This window comes from Clostridium sp. KNHs205 (genome assembly GCF_000702945.1).
Taxonomy (GTDB): domain Bacteria; phylum Bacillota; class Clostridia; order Lachnospirales; family Lachnospiraceae; genus Anaerocolumna.
Genome location: NZ_JNLE01000005.1, coordinates 339,680 through 357,052 on the forward strand (window position 1 = coordinate 339,680; position 17,373 = coordinate 357,052).

Sequence of the window (17,373 nt, forward strand, 5' to 3'; positions counted from 1 at the left end):
TTCTTTGCATCTTAACCCCACTAAAATTAAACAAGATGTTTATAAGCTTTCGGTTTTCTGTATTTTCCCAGATCTTCACGTTCTCTGTATTCTCTGATAGCCTCAATGTCAAAAACAGCATACACAATTCCATCATAAAGAGCCTCTGCAATAATAATGGTGTTGTCAATAATCCCTCCGTTTTTATCCCATACCATTGGATGGAAGGCACAGGAATTACCTGCATATTCTCCAGGTGGATTTGCCATTGCTATACCTACCATGTTTTGCATCGCTTCAACAGATAATTCTTGTAATCTTGGTTTCATTCCATCACAGTCATTAGGCATTAAAATTAATTCAGCTCCCTGAAGCATTAATTCCCTTGCGCTTTCCGGGTGTTCTCTGTCATAGCAGATCATTACACCGATGGATATTCCGTCAAACTGGCATACGTGAAACGCCTCTCCGCTTTCAAGATATTGCTCCCAGTCAAAATCACAGGTATGAACTTTTGAATATTTTAATTTAACGGTTCCATCTCTATCAATTATGAAGGCTGAATTCTGCGGATATTTTTTGCCTTTTGTAAATCCGGTAATTTCAACCCCAATATTCAACTCCCGGGCTGTATCACAGATTCTCTTTATGTACTCACTGTCATCCTCTAATGCATCTTCGCACCACTTTAGAAATTCCGTATTCTTCTCAATTTCTTCTACCGGCCTTAATTTACTACAGATTTCAGGTGCAGAATAAGATGTGAGCCAGCATTCCGGGAAAAGCACAAAGTCAGCTCCGTTTTCTTTTGCTTCCCGTATACACTGAATTGCCAGTCTGGTATTCTCTTCTTTATCCGTTTGTGCTACATTATGCTGTATAATTGCTACCTTAAAGTTCTTCATACGCAATACTACTCCTTTATTATGTATTTATTCTTTATCCCTATGAAGCAATCAGACATTGTTGATTTATAAAATTATATGAATTAATTTTATACGATAAAATCAGGTATGTAAATATATTCCGAAGGAATTATCGTAGTTTCAGAACTAGCCGGTTTATTAGAAATAGTTTAAAACCAGCTATAATCCGACTTAATCTTAAATTAGATAATTCCTTTCTCTATTTACTTCCAGAATTATCAATGTTAATATTATCCTGTCCTAAGGGACTAATACAATTACGGGAGAGAAATCAAATGAAAAAAGTGTTTGCATTACTATCACTGGCTGTTGTTTTAGGATTTACAGGCTGTTCAGCGGGAGGAAACCAGGCTGCCAGCGGCACTACTGTATCCAAAGAGGATTATGACAAATTAAAAGAAGATCTGGACACGGCCAATAGCAAAACAAAGGAACTTGAAAGCGAAGTTGCTGCATTAAAGGAGCAACTTGAAACAGCACAGGTAGATAAAGGAAATCAGGAAGAAGCCAAAACAGAAGCTCCTGTTGAGGAGGGCCTTAGTGCGAAAGAGCTGGAAGCTAAACTTAAAGAGCAGCCTATATATGTTGTTTCAACCGAATATTTCGTACAGTCAGATGAATACAAAGCATTGTATCCTGACATGTTAAATGCAGTTTTTAAAAATGTCTCCGGAAAAGAAATAAAAAATGTTACCATAGCTTTCGCTGGCTGGGACGACAACAAGATGCCTGTCAAAATTGTTGGCCAGTTTGATTTTGATAATGGTAGTTATATACAGCAGGTAGCCTATGATGATGTAAATATGGTGGACGGAGCTGAATTCGGCAAAGATACCGGTTATTCCTTAAGTGAAAAAAGTGACACTATCAAAACTGTTAAAGCAATCGTGACTGAATATACAGACTTTGATGGTAACACCTGGGAGAACCCCTACTATAATAATTGGATTTCCGTTTATGAAAATAAAAAACTTGGGAAATAATATAGTTCTGCTGCTTATTAAGTAATACATATACCTGGAGTTAACAAAGGACTGTGAAGCTTGGCTTCATAGTCCTGTTATTCTCACAGAACCTCAGCATATTTTTCTTCTCTTTACCTGAAAAAAATAATAAAAATATACCATTACATAAAAATACTGCTCCATAAAATATACCATCCATTTCAGCTTACCTCCTTCATCAGTTATTTCATCTGGCTTCTGATATCAGTTTCGTATTCCAGGCAATAATTATAACTCTTTTCCATAAAAGCTAATATAGAGTTATTTTCAAATAACTCAAATAGAGTTTCAAGTATAGGTTTCTCATCAATCTTCATTGTATAAAAATAGTCATATGCACATCCTCCAGCAAAATAAGGATTAATGGAATATAACCTTTTGTCATGCCGCATGATGGTATCCACGGCCATTTCACTCAAGATCCATGTCAAATGCGGCATCTCATATTCCTTTTTATCATCATGGAAATAAGAATTCCATACATGAAACCATACAAAATGAATGATTTCATGGAGCGCCATACCCAGTGCCCCTCTCTCACTATTTAGATAATAGATGTCAAAAGTATTACTCTCTAAAAATCTTGGGCATATAGGATTTAATGTAATATTTCCTACCATATGATTAAATTTATCGGATAGCTGTAACCCAAAAGCCTCCTCCAACGCCTCCTGAATATTAATCGCATTTGCATCCCAGTAATTCTGATAACGGATTATCTTCTCAGTCGTTTCATTGGTTTCAAGTATGCCACCAAGTATTTCTCTTAAGTATTCTCTTTTATTATGACTTGTTAGCATATTGAATTTATTTTTATCTATCTGAGGGAATTCCATATATAAAGGCTCAGTCCAAAAATCACTTTGAGCCCCCTCGTGAAATAGTAGTATGCTATCTATACTGTATTCTAAACTCGGGTTTTTATAAACTAATTTCATTAAATTTGCTCCTTGGGTTTAATAAGAAGGACAACCTAAAGCCACCGATTACTAATAGAAAATGAACGTTATATTTTTATCAACTTATTCATTAACGAACCAAGTAACATATATACTGCTTATTCATATAATATTACTATTAATAAATACATTTCGAGGCATAAATGGAGTCAAATAATCAAAATGAGAAACATCAAAGATATGATTATTATGTAAAATATAATAAGTATATTAAGGATTTATATGCTCAAACACGTTGCCCTGCAACTTGTCCAATTGATCAAAGCCAATGCACACTGACTGCGGGTCATTGGGGAAAGCATAAATGCCCTCAAGGTCATGAATGGCTATAATATTGCTTAGTTTGTAACTCCTCTGTAATATAGCGAAATTATTACAGGGAGTTTTTTACATGTGACCTCTATCAATCAATGTGGCTAAAGCTTTCATAAATATCTAAGACTCCATATCCCCACTCTTTATTAGGATATGCTCTGCTGTTACTGCTAATCTTGTTAACCCCCCTAAGTAAATACTGTTTAACATCAATCCCCGTAAAGAAGGGTTTATTTTTTTTCACAATAGACCATTCTAAAATCATAGCAGCAACACCTACTGTTTCAGCAGCTGCTATACTTGTTCCTGTTTTAAGCTCATAACTGTTACCTAGTGTTGGGCAAAGGATTGAAACCCCAGGTGCAGCTAAGTCTGGCTTTATAGATTTATTTCTTGTGTTACCTCTGCCTGCACTGCTTAGTATACTATTGTTTTGATGATTATAAGCAGTAACAGAAATAGGAATTGGTGTATCACTCGGAGAGGTTAATGTCGTCTCTGGATCTTTTCCTTCTAATTCTGTTAGTTCACTAATTTGAGTTGATTCTTTTAAAAATCCACTCATTGGAATCCAAATATGAAAACCTGATTGAACATTCTCTCCGTTACCATATATATCAAGATACCAATGTCCTGGTGCTGGATTTTCAAAGCTGACAAGTATTAACGGATCACCTGTATGTGGCTCAATATTATAATATTCAACAATAACTGTTGTATTTTCAAAATAAAATTTCTTTACTGACCTGTTTAAATTTTCAGGAATTTTATTTAGCATATCACCTGACGGAGATCGTATAGCTATTGAATAACTAGCCGGTGCCTCGCCCCAGATTTCCATACTAAAATTTTTTTCTTTTTCAGCAATTCTTAATGCGATTGTATTTTTATATTCATTTAATTCACCTGTCATTTCTGCTTTTCCAAAGTAATGGTGTCCCGCCAGGTTCTCCTGCCCGGTTGCTACTACAATCGCTACTCCATTCCTCGAGGAAAGGTCCGCAATCATCAGATTAAGTTTATTTAGCCCATCGTGGGAACCTTGATTCGTACCAATAGCGACACATATAGCTATTGGCCTGTTTAATTGTCTGGCCGTATTAAATAAATACTGCATCCCAAACATAATATCATCTTCCTGATAACAAATTATGTTTTTAGGCATTGGATATATATGCTCCTGCGTAGTTTTTGCTGGTTTAAGCTTCACTATCACATATTCTGCAAGCGGTGATACACCACGAAATAATTCTGTCTCCGTGCCTCCTGCAATACCAGCAATACTAGTGCCATGACCAATTTCATCAGTAGAAGGTACAATTGATAGAGGTTTCTCATTTTGAAGTGCTAAATTTATTTCTTCCTTTGTATATTCTGTACCGTAATAAAAAATCTTCTCAGATGCTTGCAAGTTTTCAATTGTTTGATCCCAGATAGATACTATCCTTGATGTTTTATCCGCATATTGAAATACAGGATTTGTGTACTCTACTCCAGTATCAATAAAACCCAACAAGACACCTTGACCTCTTAAATCAAAAGAAGGAATATTTTGAATTCGGTCAACCTTCATTGCTTCTAAGTTTGACTGGTCTAGTAATCCAAACAACCTGGGGAGAGCCGGATATCTATAATCTACTGGATTTTCTTTTGCTTTATCTATAGGTAAGTAAATTACTGCATCTCTGTCATTAATTTTGTTTACAACACCATTAACAGACTCCGCATACTGCATATTATAAATATTAGGCTCAATAAATAGGTTTATATAGTCATTGCTTATTATTTTCTTCCTATTTTCTTCTGTCATTTGATGCCCTCACTATATACTAACTAATATATAGTATGGCATTTAGAGTAATATGTGTATCACCTTTTACATCACATATCAAATTAAGAATGCTATATATCATTTTATTACTACAGCCACTGCTTATAGATTTTAATTAAGCTCCCCAATATGCTTTTCTCTTATCAATTATAGTAAAACCATATTTCTCATACAAATTATCATAGTCATTCATCAAGTAAATATTTTTAAATCCCAGCTCTACTACATATGTTATTGCATTTATTAGAATTTCGTATGTAGCTAATTAATCTTTCGATACGGCTATATTAAGCACTCTAACTTTAGTTCATAACCGGGTTTTGTTATATATTCCAAATAATGAACATCTCCATTAAAGTTCAGATAAGCTTCAAAGCGCTTTATTAAATTTGGATTCGTTATAAGATTTAGTGCCTTCTCTTTTTCAACCCAGATGGTTTCTGATGTTTCATCTGAAACCTGCAATTCACCACTGATATATTTACATACAAAACCGAACATCACTTTTGTCGGAATTAATCCATATCCATTGTAGCCCTGGTATGTACCAGTATTTGATGAAACACATATTAATTTCCCTACTTCTACTTCAACTCCCGATTCCTCCCTGATTTCTCGTTTTAATGCTTCTATCAGATTTTCACCAACCTCAACTTGCCCTCCTGGAACTGTGTATGTACCATCTTTTCTGCTTTTTACCAACAGAATCTCATTCTTTTCATTTTCTATAACCCCATCTACTGCAACAATATGTGTAGGAAATTGCTTGATTAATACTCTCCTTCGTATAGGATTTTCTATTGCTTCTTATTTGTGATATTGGACATCAATAAAAGGCGTAAATAATTTATTCGTTTAAGGGTATTGATTTATTCACACCAAGGTTGATATGTATATTATAGCATAAACTGGAAATATAGAAGTGCTTAAAGACTACTTCCCAAATATAGAAGCTCAAATGCCTTCTGACTCCTAGATATAAATGCTAAGTCATAGCCATCAAAGATAATTCTCGATTTAATGCTCATTATAACATCCCATCCTTAAGTCCTTCAAAATCAAGATAATCTTCAATGAATTGTTTACGAAGGAGCTCAGGAGGAACGAACTCGTTATACTTTCCGTCAATTTGCACCTTATCAGGTAATGGCAAGTCATAAAGATTAAGCTCACTATGAAGAATATCCAATATGATGTTACTTAGTTCCTCTTTTGTTCCCTCGAAAATAACCTCAAGATAAACACAGGTGATCCAGGGAAGTTTGCTCTTTATTTTTCTGTGCCGTAATGCATAGTTCAAGGTTATTAATTGCCTTGTTCCTACCCAGGGGAAGACCGCATATTTTCTGTCTGATAACGGGGTCACGAGATTATCCAATATTCCGCTGTTGCGGGCAATGTATTGAATTTCCGTTAATCTATCCTGGCAGCGGACACTTAAATAAGGATATTTATCGTTCTCTTTTAGAACGCTGCGCACTTTACGGACAAGAACGGTATGAAGCTCGGCGTTAAAGTCCACATTCCAGTCCACCACAGATACACCCGGAACCTTTTTTACAAAGATAACCTTCGACTTCTCATTAACATCCACCGTCTCCCATGCTATACCCGCCAACGCAAAACGGGTACCAACGGGGTAGACTTTATCCACTGTACCTATGGTACGGTTTTCATCTTTTACAAGCAGATATTCCGGTGCCAGGAATACGGTCAGGAATTTATGACTGTTTACAATCTTTTCACCTTCACGGCCAATTACCAGACCACCATGTTCGGTACGCTGCACTTGATCCATGCTGATCATATGGGAGAGCAGATATTTATAATCCTCCTGAGGAATGTTTTTGAAACATCCCAGGGTCAGAATCGACTGGGCAAGTCCTGCCGGAGACATCTCACCGTTGCTTTTTAAGCAGCTCATTGTCTGGTGATACAAAAGATTATAGGCATAACGGGCGGGGGGAATGGGCTCCATCCAGTGATCTTTTATATAAAGCTCGATGATACCGATAGTCCGTATAAATTCCCAGTTAATAGGTCCGAGGATATCTGCGGAATTTATTCTTATACTCTCTACAAAGGTAAAAAGCAGTTGAGGAACCTGTCCGCGTCTTCCGCACCGGCCTAAACGCTGTGCGAAGCTGGAGACGTTGAGCGGTGCACCAACCTGAACAGCTTGGTCAAGAGAACCTATATCAATTCCAAGCTCCAGTGTAACAGTAGCACCTGTCACAATCTTTTCATCGGCAGATTTCATTTCATCCTCTGTATTTTCCCGCAGCAGAGCCGAAACATTACCGTGGTGGACACGATAAACATCAGGGGCTTTATTCTTCAAAGCTATTTCTCGTAGATGAGCAAGGACAAATTCTGTCTCCTCTCTGCTGTTTGTGAAGATTATCGTCTTTTTGTCCAGGGTTTGTCTGAAAAGATATTCATAATGCTCTCTGTCGCCTATATCCCCGGAGTTGACATCGATAACCTTACCGCTTCCGTCTCTTGTTATCAGGTCCCGTTCTTCCGCATAATTTACAAAGCGTTCGATATGAAGCCTTATACGCTTCTTTCCTTCTTCCACAATGGGAGCAGCGCAATCCCGCCCTGTCCCCATATTCAGCCAGTTCTGAGCCAGTGAAACATCTCCCAAAGTAGCAGATAAGCCAATCCGTCTCGGATTTACATTTGTCAGTTGTTTTAGCCGCTCAAGAACACAGAGCAGCTGCAAGCCTCTGACATCCCGCATGAAGTAATGTACTTCGTCGATGATAACAAACCGCAGATCAGAGAACAAGGACAGGCAGGCGCTGCGTTTATTGGTAATCAGGCTTTCTAAGGACTCCGGTGTAATTTGCAGCAGCCCTTCCGGATTTTTAATAAGCTTGTTCTTTTGTGTCTGCGAAGCATCGCCATGCCATTTTGTAACGGGAATGTTGGAATCAAGAAGCATCTGTTCCAACCGTTTAAACTGGTCATTTATCAACGCCTTGAGAGGTGATATGTACATAACCCCCACTGACCCTGATGGTTTATTATATAATTCAGTAAGCACCGGCAGAAAGGCTGCCTCGGTCTTACCGGAGGCAGTTCCGGAAGACAGCAGCAGATTGTCGTCGGTGTCAAAGATAACCTCACAGGCAGCCACCTGGTTACCGCGTAGTTCTTCCCACTTGTTTTGATAAATAAACTCTTGAATAAATGGCGCAAGCCTGCTAAAAACATCCATACTCATTATACCTCAAATTCCTGGAACTCGCTGTGTATGACTTCATCCGATATACCGCCTTTTGCCATCTCAAAGCTATTGTCGCCTAAAATCTCAGAAACACTCTTCTGCGGATTCTGATGCAGGATATTGATTAATTCGATAAAATCGCGGATGATTTCACGGGGCGTAATATGTGTCTGGGCACCGACACGGTTATATTCTACCGTTAAGAAATAGACCAATTCCTCATGGGATAAGGTTGAAGAGTAATTATAAAGCTGCGCATGAATATTCATAAGCTTCTCCACCAGCACATACATCTCCTCCTGTGACAGCATCTGCAGCCGGATGATGGGTGCTGACAGATCCTTAACATCTGCGGTAGCAAAATGTCCCTCCGCCAAACGTGAACGCAGAGCTTCATAGCTGAATACACCTTTATATTTGTCCTCAATACATTGAGGTGTTCCTCCCATAAGGAAACCGATATGGCTTGCTTTTCCTTGCAACACATCATTATACATTGTAAGGATCTTCTCATAATTGTTTGCTCTGGTGATGGAGTTTGGTATTTTAAAAATATTGACCAGTTCGTCTATAACCACAAGCATCCCTTTATACCCGGCTCCTACCAGGAATGCAGCGAATATCTTCAAAAAGTCATACCAAGTCTCATCATTAACAATGAAATTGATACCCAAATCCTCTTTTGCTTCTTTCCGGGTGGGATATTCTCCCCTAAACCACTTGAGCACATTTGATTTCAGCGCCGTATCGTCCTGCTTGTAAGCCTTCCAATAAGTGACCACAGCCTTTGCAAATTCAAAGCCATTTACCATTCCTTCAAGGGAACCTGCCACTGCATATATTTGCCTTTCGACCTGGTCGTCAAATTCCTCTTCACTGACAGCAGACTGTGCCTTCACATTTGCCTGAATACCGGAAATCCATTTCTCAAGTATTAAAGGAAGAGCCCCGCCATCAGGTTTTGATTTGGTAGAAAGATTCTGAATCAACTCTTTATAGGTAGCCAATCCCTGGCCTTTCGTGCCGGCGAACCTGCGTTCCGGTGAAAGGTCTGCATCCACAACCACAAACCCCTTCGCTGTGGCATAATTTCTGATTGTCTGAAGCAGAAAGCTCTTACCGCTGCCGTATTTGCCAACAATGAAACGGAAAGATGCACTGCCCTCCTCAATCATTTCAATATCATGCAGTATGGCAGCAATCTCCTGGGTCCTGCCTACCGTGATGTATTCGAGGCCTACTCTCGGCACAACTCCGCCCTTTAAGGCGTTTATTAATATGTTTGCTATTCTGTTCGGTACTTGACTTGCCATACTCATCCTACCAATTCCTTTACTTGTTCTTTATAGTCATCATATAAAGCGAAATCATCATCTAAAAGGTTATCACCAATGAAATCTATCGCCTTTTCATTAATTCCATCGACCAGAACCTCCAGCATGATTCCGCACTCATCAGCATACTTCTTTAACTCCATCTCACCCTGCAGCACTACAGACAATGCTTTAATTTCAACATCGGACAATTGATACCTTAAGCTCTCCCAAGGACCATTTATGTGAGCCTGTTCGGCTTCAGACGGTGGTATAGAAGGCTTGTCCTCCATAACAATATCAAATAAACTAAGCTGTTTCGGAACAGGGATTACCGGAATAATCTCTTTTTCCTGCTCCGGTACGATTAATTTTTCCTGTGTGAGCAGCGCTTCCTCTTTGATTCGGGACAATGCAGCCTTATCTACAATTACCACTGTTTTCGTTGCTTCTTTGTAGAATTCCTCCACCGAGTTGTTTATCATTACTTCAAGGGATAAATCTGCTTCCTTTAATTTGGTGAGGGCTTCATGGGCAACCGTATTGATATTTGCCGAAAGCTTGAACTTATATTTCGTAGCTTTTCTTAAAGCAGCTTCCATCTGCTTCATAATATATCCAATCAGCTGACGACCATTTTCAGAGGTGATGACTTTACTGAAGGCCCATTTATTACCGCTGCATATATAAATTTCATTTTCTGACAGCACGATCCGTCTGTCCGCCTGTTTCATCCAGGGGTAAAATAATGCGTCCTTAAATGGCTTCCATTCCGTCATTTTCTTAGTAGCCTGAAATATCGATTCCTCGAAACTGATTCCGCTGTCTCTGAACTTTTGCTTGAGCCTGTTGATTACAAAGTAGAAACAGTCTTTGATCAGCTGCACTTTATCCTCTGTAAAATAGGTTGATTTCCTTATATCATACTTTGCTATAGAACAGAGCAAATCAAAATTGTCCTCTGTATCCGTCATTTTGGGATAATACTCCTCAAGGTTGTTCGCCGCAAGGAATTCCTTGAAGGAATGAGGAAGTTCGTAATAGATATGATAATCCTTCAGCCATCTTAGCATATATCTGTCGATAGATTTATTATAAACACCGAAAGCCCTCCAGAAAGACATCAGTTGATCTAGCCCTTCCTGTGGGTCCTTCACTCCGATATTGCTTAACAACTCGTAGATATAAAGAAACACATAAGACAAAGAGATATCAGTTACCTTCCCTTTTCTGACTTCTGTTCGCCAGGTAAAATAAGTCCGGAGCTGTTCATATCCCATCAGCTGATAATATGGGAAGTATTGCGAAAATTGTGCACTTTCAGAATAATCATCTGTAAAATCTTTCATAAATATCCCTTGTTTATAAAAGATTCTCGCATTGTCAAATTGAACCCGTCTGTCAAAAAATCTGCTACGGTCATAGGAGGAACCCTGTGTTCTTGCAATCTCTCTCATCCGGCCAAACAGATCCCGTTTTTCATCCTTTTCCGGTTCTTCAATTTTCTGAGATTTCAATATAAATCTGCCAACCCCCGGCATAGGAGACGAATCATATTCAATCTCATAAAACGAGCCTTCATCAAAGGAAACAGCTTCACCGGTTTTCGTTTGAGACAACTCTTTCGCAGCTTTTTCTTCCTGAAACTGCTTGCGTCCGGGGATTTTAAATGAATCATATTTCTTATTTATATCAAATTCGTCCATAATTCCTCCCTGGAAAGTTGTTTTTAATAAGCTTCTTACTTGATTTACTTCCTCTGCACAAAATATAATTAATCAGCAATAACTATTAACCATGATGAAACAATACGTTCAAAAAATAAAAGTTATCCGACAACCTTTCCGAATACTCTAAAATCATCATACTCCTGTATTGAGATAGGTTCGTAATCAGGATTTAAAGATATCAGAGTTCCCTTCCCAAGCTTTTTTAAATAAGTATTATTGTTCAGGCAGAAGATTCCGATCTCTCCTTCCTCCAGAACAGGCTGCTCATGGATAAAGATAATCTGTTGATCTACAAAGCGGGGCATCATGCTATTTCCGCTCACCCTTACTGCATAATCGGCTAAACTTGGAACTGTATTGTCAACCTCAATCATGCTGTAAGAACCATCCTCAAGGTAATTACCGTAGCCAGCAGAAACCGGTATGTCATATAAGCGTAACAGCCTTTTATCAACGAAAGCCTGTCGTATATCCTTCACCTGGCAGATATCGCAAATAGCGAAAAACGCCTCTATGGTGGGTTTGGATATTCCGCTCTCCCACTTACTGATTGTATATGTTTTTACGTCAAAACCTTTTTCTTTTAAGAGTTCAACCATCTGCGCACGTGATATCTTTGCTGTCTCTCGGACTTCAAATAATTTTTTTCCCAAGTTCATGTTGAACACCTCCAATATAATTATTATATAGTGTTTTTTATGAAATACAATAATAAAATTGCAGTTTCTGCAACAAATCAGTATTTCAAGTGCAGATTTTGCAATGGAGCTATATAATAATTTTTTTTGTTACAAGATAATAACAGCCAGATGAACCTGCATCAAAAAATCGCCAGAAGCCACAAATAAAAGACTTCTGACGAAAAAACTTAGCCAATATGTACTTATTATTTTTGATTAACTATAAACACATCCATTGTTATGTATAGCACCATCCTATTTAAACGGCCTGCTTCTTCCTCCTGTTCCATATTAATTGTTCATCATTTATTAAGGTTTTTACAACTTCATTCCATTTATCCGTGCAGAAAATTACTTTATATTAAGGGATATCAGTATTAATAATTTCATTGATTTCAGTAGCCTTTCCCTCTTTAGCGTGCTTTTCCTCTGATACAAGTGAAAACCAAAATAAAAATGCAGTAATTAAAATAGAGAAAGAAGTTAATAAAATAGTTATATAACTTGGCGTATGGTCAAGTAAGGACCCAAATAGCATTTGCCCAAGAGGCACTGCACTCATTGCTGCCATGGTCTGTACTGAATTTACCCTTCCATACAATTCCATAGGCGTTTCCTTTTGCTTCATTGTAGTTATAGAAATATTGATTATTCCTATAGCTGCAACTGCTAACACACCTGTAACTACCAGTAATGTAAAAGGTATTGTAATTCCTGAAAATAAACCCGTAAACATCTTACTGGTACTAAGCGCAGCAAAGGCCATTAATCCTCCCACCAGATATAATCCCATATAAAAAATCTTTGATAATTCCATCTTTTTTAGAACTCTGCTTGCGATCAAAGGCCCAATAAGCGTAGCTGCTACAAATATCGTCTGCTGTATCCCAATCTGAACATCATTCACTTTAAGTACCATTTTTGCAAGATAAACATAACCTATACTCATCATTGGATTAAGGGTAAAATTTATGACAAATGCACATATCAGAATTTTTCTGAGTAATTTGTGTTTTACTATGTATGTTACTCCTTCTCCAAAATCCTTTTTAAACACCGCAAAAGTAAACTTCATATCCCCTCTGACCAGCTTTGGCAGTTTTACAAAAAATTCCATAATCGAAGAACAGAAAAAACTAACGGCATTTAGTAATAGAATAATAGGCAGCCCTAACATTCCATAAAGTGCTCCTGCAAGCATAGGAGAAAAAATACTGGCTGTACTCATTATTATTGAAGAAAGTGCATTGGCATCCACAAGTTCTTCCTTTTTCATTATGGAAGGTAAAACTGAGTTGATTGCGGGGTTGTATATTGATGATATAATTGATAACATTATAACGCCGATGTAGATATATATAAGTCTGATCCCAGAAGTAATTGATAAAATATAGAAAACCAGTGACACAAATCCACTTAATATATCCAGACATACTATAATTTTTTTTCTATCAAGCCTGTCTATAAATACACCCGATATTGGCCCCAAAATTAGTTTTGGTATAACTGATACAGCCAGAACAGACGCAAATTTCCCTCCGGAACCAGTAATGGAAAGTACATATAAGGATAATGCAAAGCTCTGCATACCTGAACCTATCGCTGAAATACATTGACCGCTCATCAGCAAAACGAAACTTTTATTTTTTAATAGTTTTATATTCATAGTATATCAACCTGTTGGATTCTATTATGCTTTAAGTCGCTATAATAGTGTAGTAAGCTCCGTTCCTCCATACTTATCCCTTCACCGTCATTTCCAATGCAAGTACTATTATCTTTAAATCTTTTAAATTTACATGAAGCAGCACACATAGGAAGCTTGATGCAATTGACGCACCTCGCATTGTCTAAGACCGATACTGTTTTCATTTTATAATATAAGCTCTGGTCATTTATAATAAATCTGCCATCTTCACTAATATATCCTAAATGATACCCTTCTTCTGCCGCATGGGTACATGGGATTACCGTACAATCCGGGGCTATTGAAAAACCGTTTATTACACATGCAGGACATACCTGATAGGTATTTTCTGTATTCGAATAATTATAGGTTTTATCTATTGCCTTTTTAAGAAGCCCATATAAATTAATTTTCTTCTTAGCCTGAAATAAATTACTTAATGCTATTTCTATTCTGTTTCTATGTTGTTCTGGAATAATATCAAATAATTCTTCTATATATTCAATATTTTCAATATCTACATTGATTCTTAATACGATTGTAAAATCCGGGTTCCTGTTCAACAAATTAATAATATTTTCTTTAATTACTTTATACGTTCCCTTTCCATCACTCAAGGGTCTTTTCTGATTGTGATATTCTTCCGTACCATCAAGGGTAATTTGTGCTTTTGTAATATTTAGATCCTTTAATTTATTTATTATCTCATCGTTAAGTAAATAACCGTTAGTAGTAATGTGTGCATTATATATACAGTTATTCCTGCTACAGATACTCTTAAACTGCTCTGTCAATTCAGTAATTCTGTCAAATTCCATCAAAGGCTCCCCTCCAAACCAGGAGACACCTAAATAACTGGCTTTCGGCGCAATATTCTCAACGTATTTTACTATTTTTTCCGCCGTAACGTCATCCATAATGCTCTTCTTATGTTCTTCATAACAATAAACACACCTAAAATTGCAATCCATGGTGGGAAGTATGCTTATACTGTAAACCCGGTTGTTAAACCTTACACTATTTTCTCTGAACTTTATAATTTCAAGTTCATCTGTACTGTCTTTAATAATCATTTGCTTACGAATCATTTTCTTAAGTAATACAGCATCTTCTGTAGTGTATACACCTTGATTCAGATTATCAAGTAACCAAATAATATGGTCATGATTCTTACTATCATAAACTACATAATTCCTCGATAAATAGTTATATATCATTTTCTTACTGTCATCAACTGTAATATTACTATTGTATTTTGATAATTTCAAAATTCTCCCCTCCGATCCTTATTAACCTTTTTATGTTTAACAGCTTTATCTGTTTGATTAGTATAAGCATTCCCATTATTGAATTAGGGAAGTGCAAGTCAGAAATAACTTCACTTCCCTATTACTTATGTAACCTTTTTTAGCAGCAAGCTGCTACTCCATCTCCAGCTATAGGGGAGATATCCTTAAGACCAGCCTCTTCCTCCTGCTCAATATTAAGAGTTTCTTCATTTACTACTTCTTTTACTACTTCCTTATCTTTATCCATACTTATCACCTCCTGTTACCAATATTACTTTAATGGGTATTTCTCCCAATAAGCCGATTGTAATTGCTGTTATAACCTCTAACAGTATCCTCTAAATAGGTACTCATCAATTGTCTGTGCCTATGCCGATATCATATATCTCATAGCCAACTCCCGGTCTTTCCTCAGGCGAATCAACATCTACATTCGTATTTGTTATTTCAATTTCTACCTCTTTCTTGATGTCATCTGATATAATCTTCTTTCCAACCTTTTCTTCCATCATTCTTCCTCCTTCCCATTTTGATTTAGTTCCATGCTATAGGGTGCCAAAACACTGATAAACCCATAGGTCTCCGTGGCATCTTCATTCTCAAGACTCTGGTACTTTGCAAATAATTCTTCCAGATCTTTTTTAAATCCCATCATCGTTTCATCATCTGTTTTAATAAAATATGCCTTAATTTTGTATGTCTTATCACCATAATGGTTTATATTTTTAATAACCTGTCTTGTCAATGATGAAAAGTGCTGCGCAGACAGCTCAATGTCTCTCTCTCTGTTATTGTTATCATTTACATTATTATCTTTAAGATAGTTTAGTATATCTATATCCTTTGAAGCCAACATATAAACCTTTTCCATCTTGCCGTCATTCACAGACATGCTTTTTATAGAAACCAATCCGGCATTTATCAGTCTGTTGATATAGAGCTGAAGAGAAAATACCGGTATGTCTAGCTCTCTTGATAATTCTCTCGCTGTTTTGCTGGTGGCGAGCAGACTCAGTATTATATCCAGTGCGTTTCCTTTTAAGATATCTTCCTTCAGACTATCTTTTTCATCTACCATTGACATCTCATATATACAAGATATATCATTCAATACAATCATCCTCCAGTCAGTTGATATTTAAAATCGGTACCAGTTTGTCTATGTTGCAATTTCCTATTACTGCGACAGAAAGATTATCACTTTTTATTATTTCTGCAGCAGTACGATTAAGACTTTCCAGTTCAACTTTCTCTAAATTACGCAATTCCTGTTCCAGAGAATAGAGATGTCCAAAGGATCCACATTTTCCCAGGAATTTTAATTGCGATGTTAGATTACCTAATTCAAGAAGCCTTGATGTTCTTAGTATCCGTTTTGCCCTCTCCAGCTCCGTTTTGTTAAAACCGGATTCTTTTGCTTTTTGAAATTCGTCTATTGCCAATTTTACAACTTCTTCTACTGATTCCTGTGCACATACTGAGGTAAATGAAAAAGTTCCCTTGTTTTCATAAAAGCTTGTAAAAGTTCCCAGATTATAGGCTAGTCCTTTCTTGACTCTTATTTCCTTGACAAGTCTGGACTCCAGACTTGTATCGCCCATAATCTTTGACATGACATCAATATTTATCCTTTCTTTTTCCGTGTAACCGCCTGTCCTAAAACCTACAGCAATAACGGTATTTTTACCTCCTCCACTATTGAAATAAATTCCCGGTTCACTTTCCACTATCTCGTTATATTCCCTTGTACTAGTATCTTTCCAATCTGCAAAGTTCTCTTCTACTATTTTAAGCACATCCTGATACTCAAGTTCACCGACAATCACTAGTGTAGAATTTTCCGGTGTATATGCCATTTTTATAATATTTTCCAAACTTTCATTTTTACAATTTTTTACGTTCTCGATATTCCCAACTATGATCCTGCCAACATCCATATCCCCCCACAAAGCCTGCCCAATCCGTTCCTTAATCTGTCCAAAGGAGGAGTAAAAGGATATTGCCTCCTGTACGACAACTTTTTTTTCATTCTCTAATAAATCTTCAGGAAATGATTTATTCTCAATTACTATACTGGCAAGTGTTTTGATACACTTCTCAAGTGTATCTGACAACCCTGTAAAATAAAATGATGTATTTTCTTTTGTAGTGCCTGCATTATAGATAACCCCCTCTGAAGTTACCTCTCGCATCAGTTCTTGAAATCTGGCATTTCCATGATTGTCCATATTAATCATTAGATGCTCCAGCAAATGAGACTGACCACTCGTACTTGCATCTTCATATTTACTGCCCTGCCGTACCCATATACCACATGCTATGGTCTTTATGTTCGGTATCCTATGTATTACAATTCGCAGGCCATTTTCAAGATAGACATTCAGAATATCATACATTGAAATCTCTCCTATATCTCCGTCAACTA

Annotated in this window: 16 protein-coding genes; 1 reads left to right on the forward strand and 15 read right to left on the reverse strand. The window is 37.1% G+C overall.

The annotated features are described in order from the left end of the window. Positions 1–26: 26 nt before the first annotated feature. Positions 27–884, reverse strand: coding sequence for a carbon-nitrogen hydrolase family protein (locus tag BR73_RS0121175; RefSeq protein ID WP_033167892.1), 858 nt, complete (start codon positions 882–884; stop codon positions 27–29). A 296-nt stretch (positions 885–1,180) separates the two neighbouring features. Here BR73_RS0121175 and BR73_RS27760 point away from each other — a divergent pair, with 296 nt between their 5' ends. Then, complete coding sequence (locus tag BR73_RS27760) at positions 1,181–1,888, forward strand: DUF5780 domain-containing protein (RefSeq protein WP_051685463.1); 708 nt, start codon at positions 1,181–1,183, stop codon at positions 1,886–1,888. Between the two features lie 40 nt (positions 1,889–1,928). Here BR73_RS27760 and BR73_RS28870 read toward each other — a convergent pair whose 3' ends face one another. The 14 genes from BR73_RS28870 to BR73_RS0121240 form a co-directional block, all read right to left on the reverse strand. Beyond that, positions 1,929–2,069: a hypothetical protein gene (locus BR73_RS28870; protein WP_156034871.1), complete on the reverse strand. Its 141-nt coding sequence runs from the start codon at positions 2,067–2,069 to the stop codon at positions 1,929–1,931. 22 nt (positions 2,070–2,091) lie between these two features. Continuing rightward, a complete protein-coding gene (locus tag BR73_RS0121185; protein ID WP_033167893.1) occupies positions 2,092–2,847 on the reverse strand; it encodes a hypothetical protein in 756 nt (251 codons plus the stop codon). Between the two features lie 424 nt (positions 2,848–3,271). Beyond that, positions 3,272–4,993, reverse strand: a complete 1,722-nt coding sequence (locus BR73_RS0121195; protein ID WP_033167895.1) for a S8 family peptidase — start codon at positions 4,991–4,993, stop codon at positions 3,272–3,274. A 303-nt stretch (positions 4,994–5,296) separates the two neighbouring features. Further along, entirely contained in the window at positions 5,297–5,815 is a 519-nt protein-coding gene (locus BR73_RS0121200; RefSeq protein WP_347463687.1) for an NUDIX hydrolase, read from the reverse strand. 226 nt (positions 5,816–6,041) lie between these two features. After that, positions 6,042–8,246 (reverse strand): DEAD/DEAH box helicase, encoded by a 2,205-nt coding sequence (locus BR73_RS0121205; protein WP_033167897.1) that lies wholly within the window; start codon positions 8,244–8,246, stop codon positions 6,042–6,044. Next, complete coding sequence (locus BR73_RS0121210) at positions 8,246–9,562, reverse strand: ATP-binding protein (RefSeq protein WP_156034873.1); 1,317 nt, start codon at positions 9,560–9,562, stop codon at positions 8,246–8,248. The genes BR73_RS0121205 and BR73_RS0121210 overlap by 1 nt, the downstream gene beginning before the upstream one ends. 2 nt (positions 9,563–9,564) lie before the next feature. Continuing rightward, on the reverse strand, positions 9,565–11,268 hold the full coding sequence (locus BR73_RS0121215) for a TerB N-terminal domain-containing protein (protein ID WP_033167899.1): 1,704 nt from the start codon (positions 11,266–11,268) through the stop codon (positions 9,565–9,567). Between the two features lie 122 nt (positions 11,269–11,390). Beyond that, positions 11,391–11,951: an XRE family transcriptional regulator gene (locus BR73_RS27765; RefSeq protein WP_051685464.1), complete on the reverse strand. Its 561-nt coding sequence runs from the start codon at positions 11,949–11,951 to the stop codon at positions 11,391–11,393. Positions 11,952–12,333: 382 nt separating this feature from the next. Then, on the reverse strand, positions 12,334–13,638 hold the full coding sequence (locus tag BR73_RS0121225; RefSeq protein ID WP_033167900.1) for an MFS transporter: 1,305 nt from the start codon (positions 13,636–13,638) through the stop codon (positions 12,334–12,336). Beyond that, positions 13,635–14,927 (reverse strand): radical SAM protein, encoded by a 1,293-nt coding sequence (locus BR73_RS0121230; RefSeq protein WP_033167901.1) that lies wholly within the window; start codon positions 14,925–14,927, stop codon positions 13,635–13,637. Before BR73_RS0121230 ends, BR73_RS0121225 begins: the two co-directional genes overlap by 4 nt. A 139-nt stretch (positions 14,928–15,066) precedes the next feature. Then, positions 15,067–15,195, reverse strand: coding sequence for a hypothetical protein (locus tag BR73_RS29690; RefSeq protein ID WP_278248545.1), 129 nt, complete (start codon positions 15,193–15,195; stop codon positions 15,067–15,069). 106 nt (positions 15,196–15,301) lie between these two features. Next, entirely contained in the window at positions 15,302–15,460 is a 159-nt protein-coding gene (locus tag BR73_RS28875; RefSeq protein ID WP_156034875.1) for a hypothetical protein, read from the reverse strand. Continuing rightward, positions 15,457–16,059, reverse strand: a complete 603-nt coding sequence (locus BR73_RS0121235) for a hypothetical protein (RefSeq protein ID WP_033167902.1) — start codon at positions 16,057–16,059, stop codon at positions 15,457–15,459. Before BR73_RS0121235 ends, BR73_RS28875 begins: the two co-directional genes overlap by 4 nt. Before the next feature lie 16 nt (positions 16,060–16,075). Then, positions 16,076–17,344 (reverse strand): pitrilysin family protein, encoded by a 1,269-nt coding sequence (locus tag BR73_RS0121240; protein WP_033167903.1) that lies wholly within the window; start codon positions 17,342–17,344, stop codon positions 16,076–16,078. Positions 17,345–17,373 lie beyond the last annotated feature (29 nt).

Bases quoted from the DNA above. Each gene is read 5' to 3' on its own strand.
- BR73_RS0121185 (WP_033167893.1), bottom strand. From the start codon at position 2,847: ATGAAATTAGTTTATAAAAACCCGAGTTTAGAATACAGTATAGATAGC.
- BR73_RS28875 (WP_156034875.1), bottom strand. From the start codon at position 15,460: ATGATGGAAGAAAAGGTTGGAAAGAAGATTATATCAGATGACATCAAG.
- BR73_RS0121205 (WP_033167897.1), bottom strand. From the start codon at position 8,246: ATGAGTATGGATGTTTTTAGCAGGCTTGCGCCATTTATTCAAGAGTTT.
- BR73_RS28870 (WP_156034871.1), bottom strand. From the start codon at position 2,069: ATGGATGGTATATTTTATGGAGCAGTATTTTTATGTAATGGTATATTT.
- BR73_RS0121210 (WP_156034873.1), bottom strand. From the start codon at position 9,562: ATGGCAAGTCAAGTACCGAACAGAATAGCAAACATATTAATAAACGCC.
- BR73_RS0121225 (WP_033167900.1), bottom strand. From the start codon at position 13,638: ATGAATATAAAACTATTAAAAAATAAAAGTTTCGTTTTGCTGATGAGC.
- BR73_RS0121240 (WP_033167903.1), bottom strand. From the start codon at position 17,344: ATGTATGATATTCTGAATGTCTATCTTGAAAATGGCCTGCGAATTGTA.
- BR73_RS0121175 (WP_033167892.1), bottom strand. From the start codon at position 884: ATGAAGAACTTTAAGGTAGCAATTATACAGCATAATGTAGCACAAACG.
- BR73_RS27765 (WP_051685464.1), bottom strand. From the start codon at position 11,951: ATGAACTTGGGAAAAAAATTATTTGAAGTCCGAGAGACAGCAAAGATA.
- BR73_RS27760 (WP_051685463.1), top strand. From the start codon at position 1,181: ATGAAAAAAGTGTTTGCATTACTATCACTGGCTGTTGTTTTAGGATTT.
- BR73_RS29690 (WP_278248545.1), bottom strand. From the start codon at position 15,195: ATGGATAAAGATAAGGAAGTAGTAAAAGAAGTAGTAAATGAAGAAACT.
- BR73_RS0121195 (WP_033167895.1), bottom strand. From the start codon at position 4,993: ATGACAGAAGAAAATAGGAAGAAAATAATAAGCAATGACTATATAAAC.
- BR73_RS0121215 (WP_033167899.1), bottom strand. From the start codon at position 11,268: ATGGACGAATTTGATATAAATAAGAAATATGATTCATTTAAAATCCCC.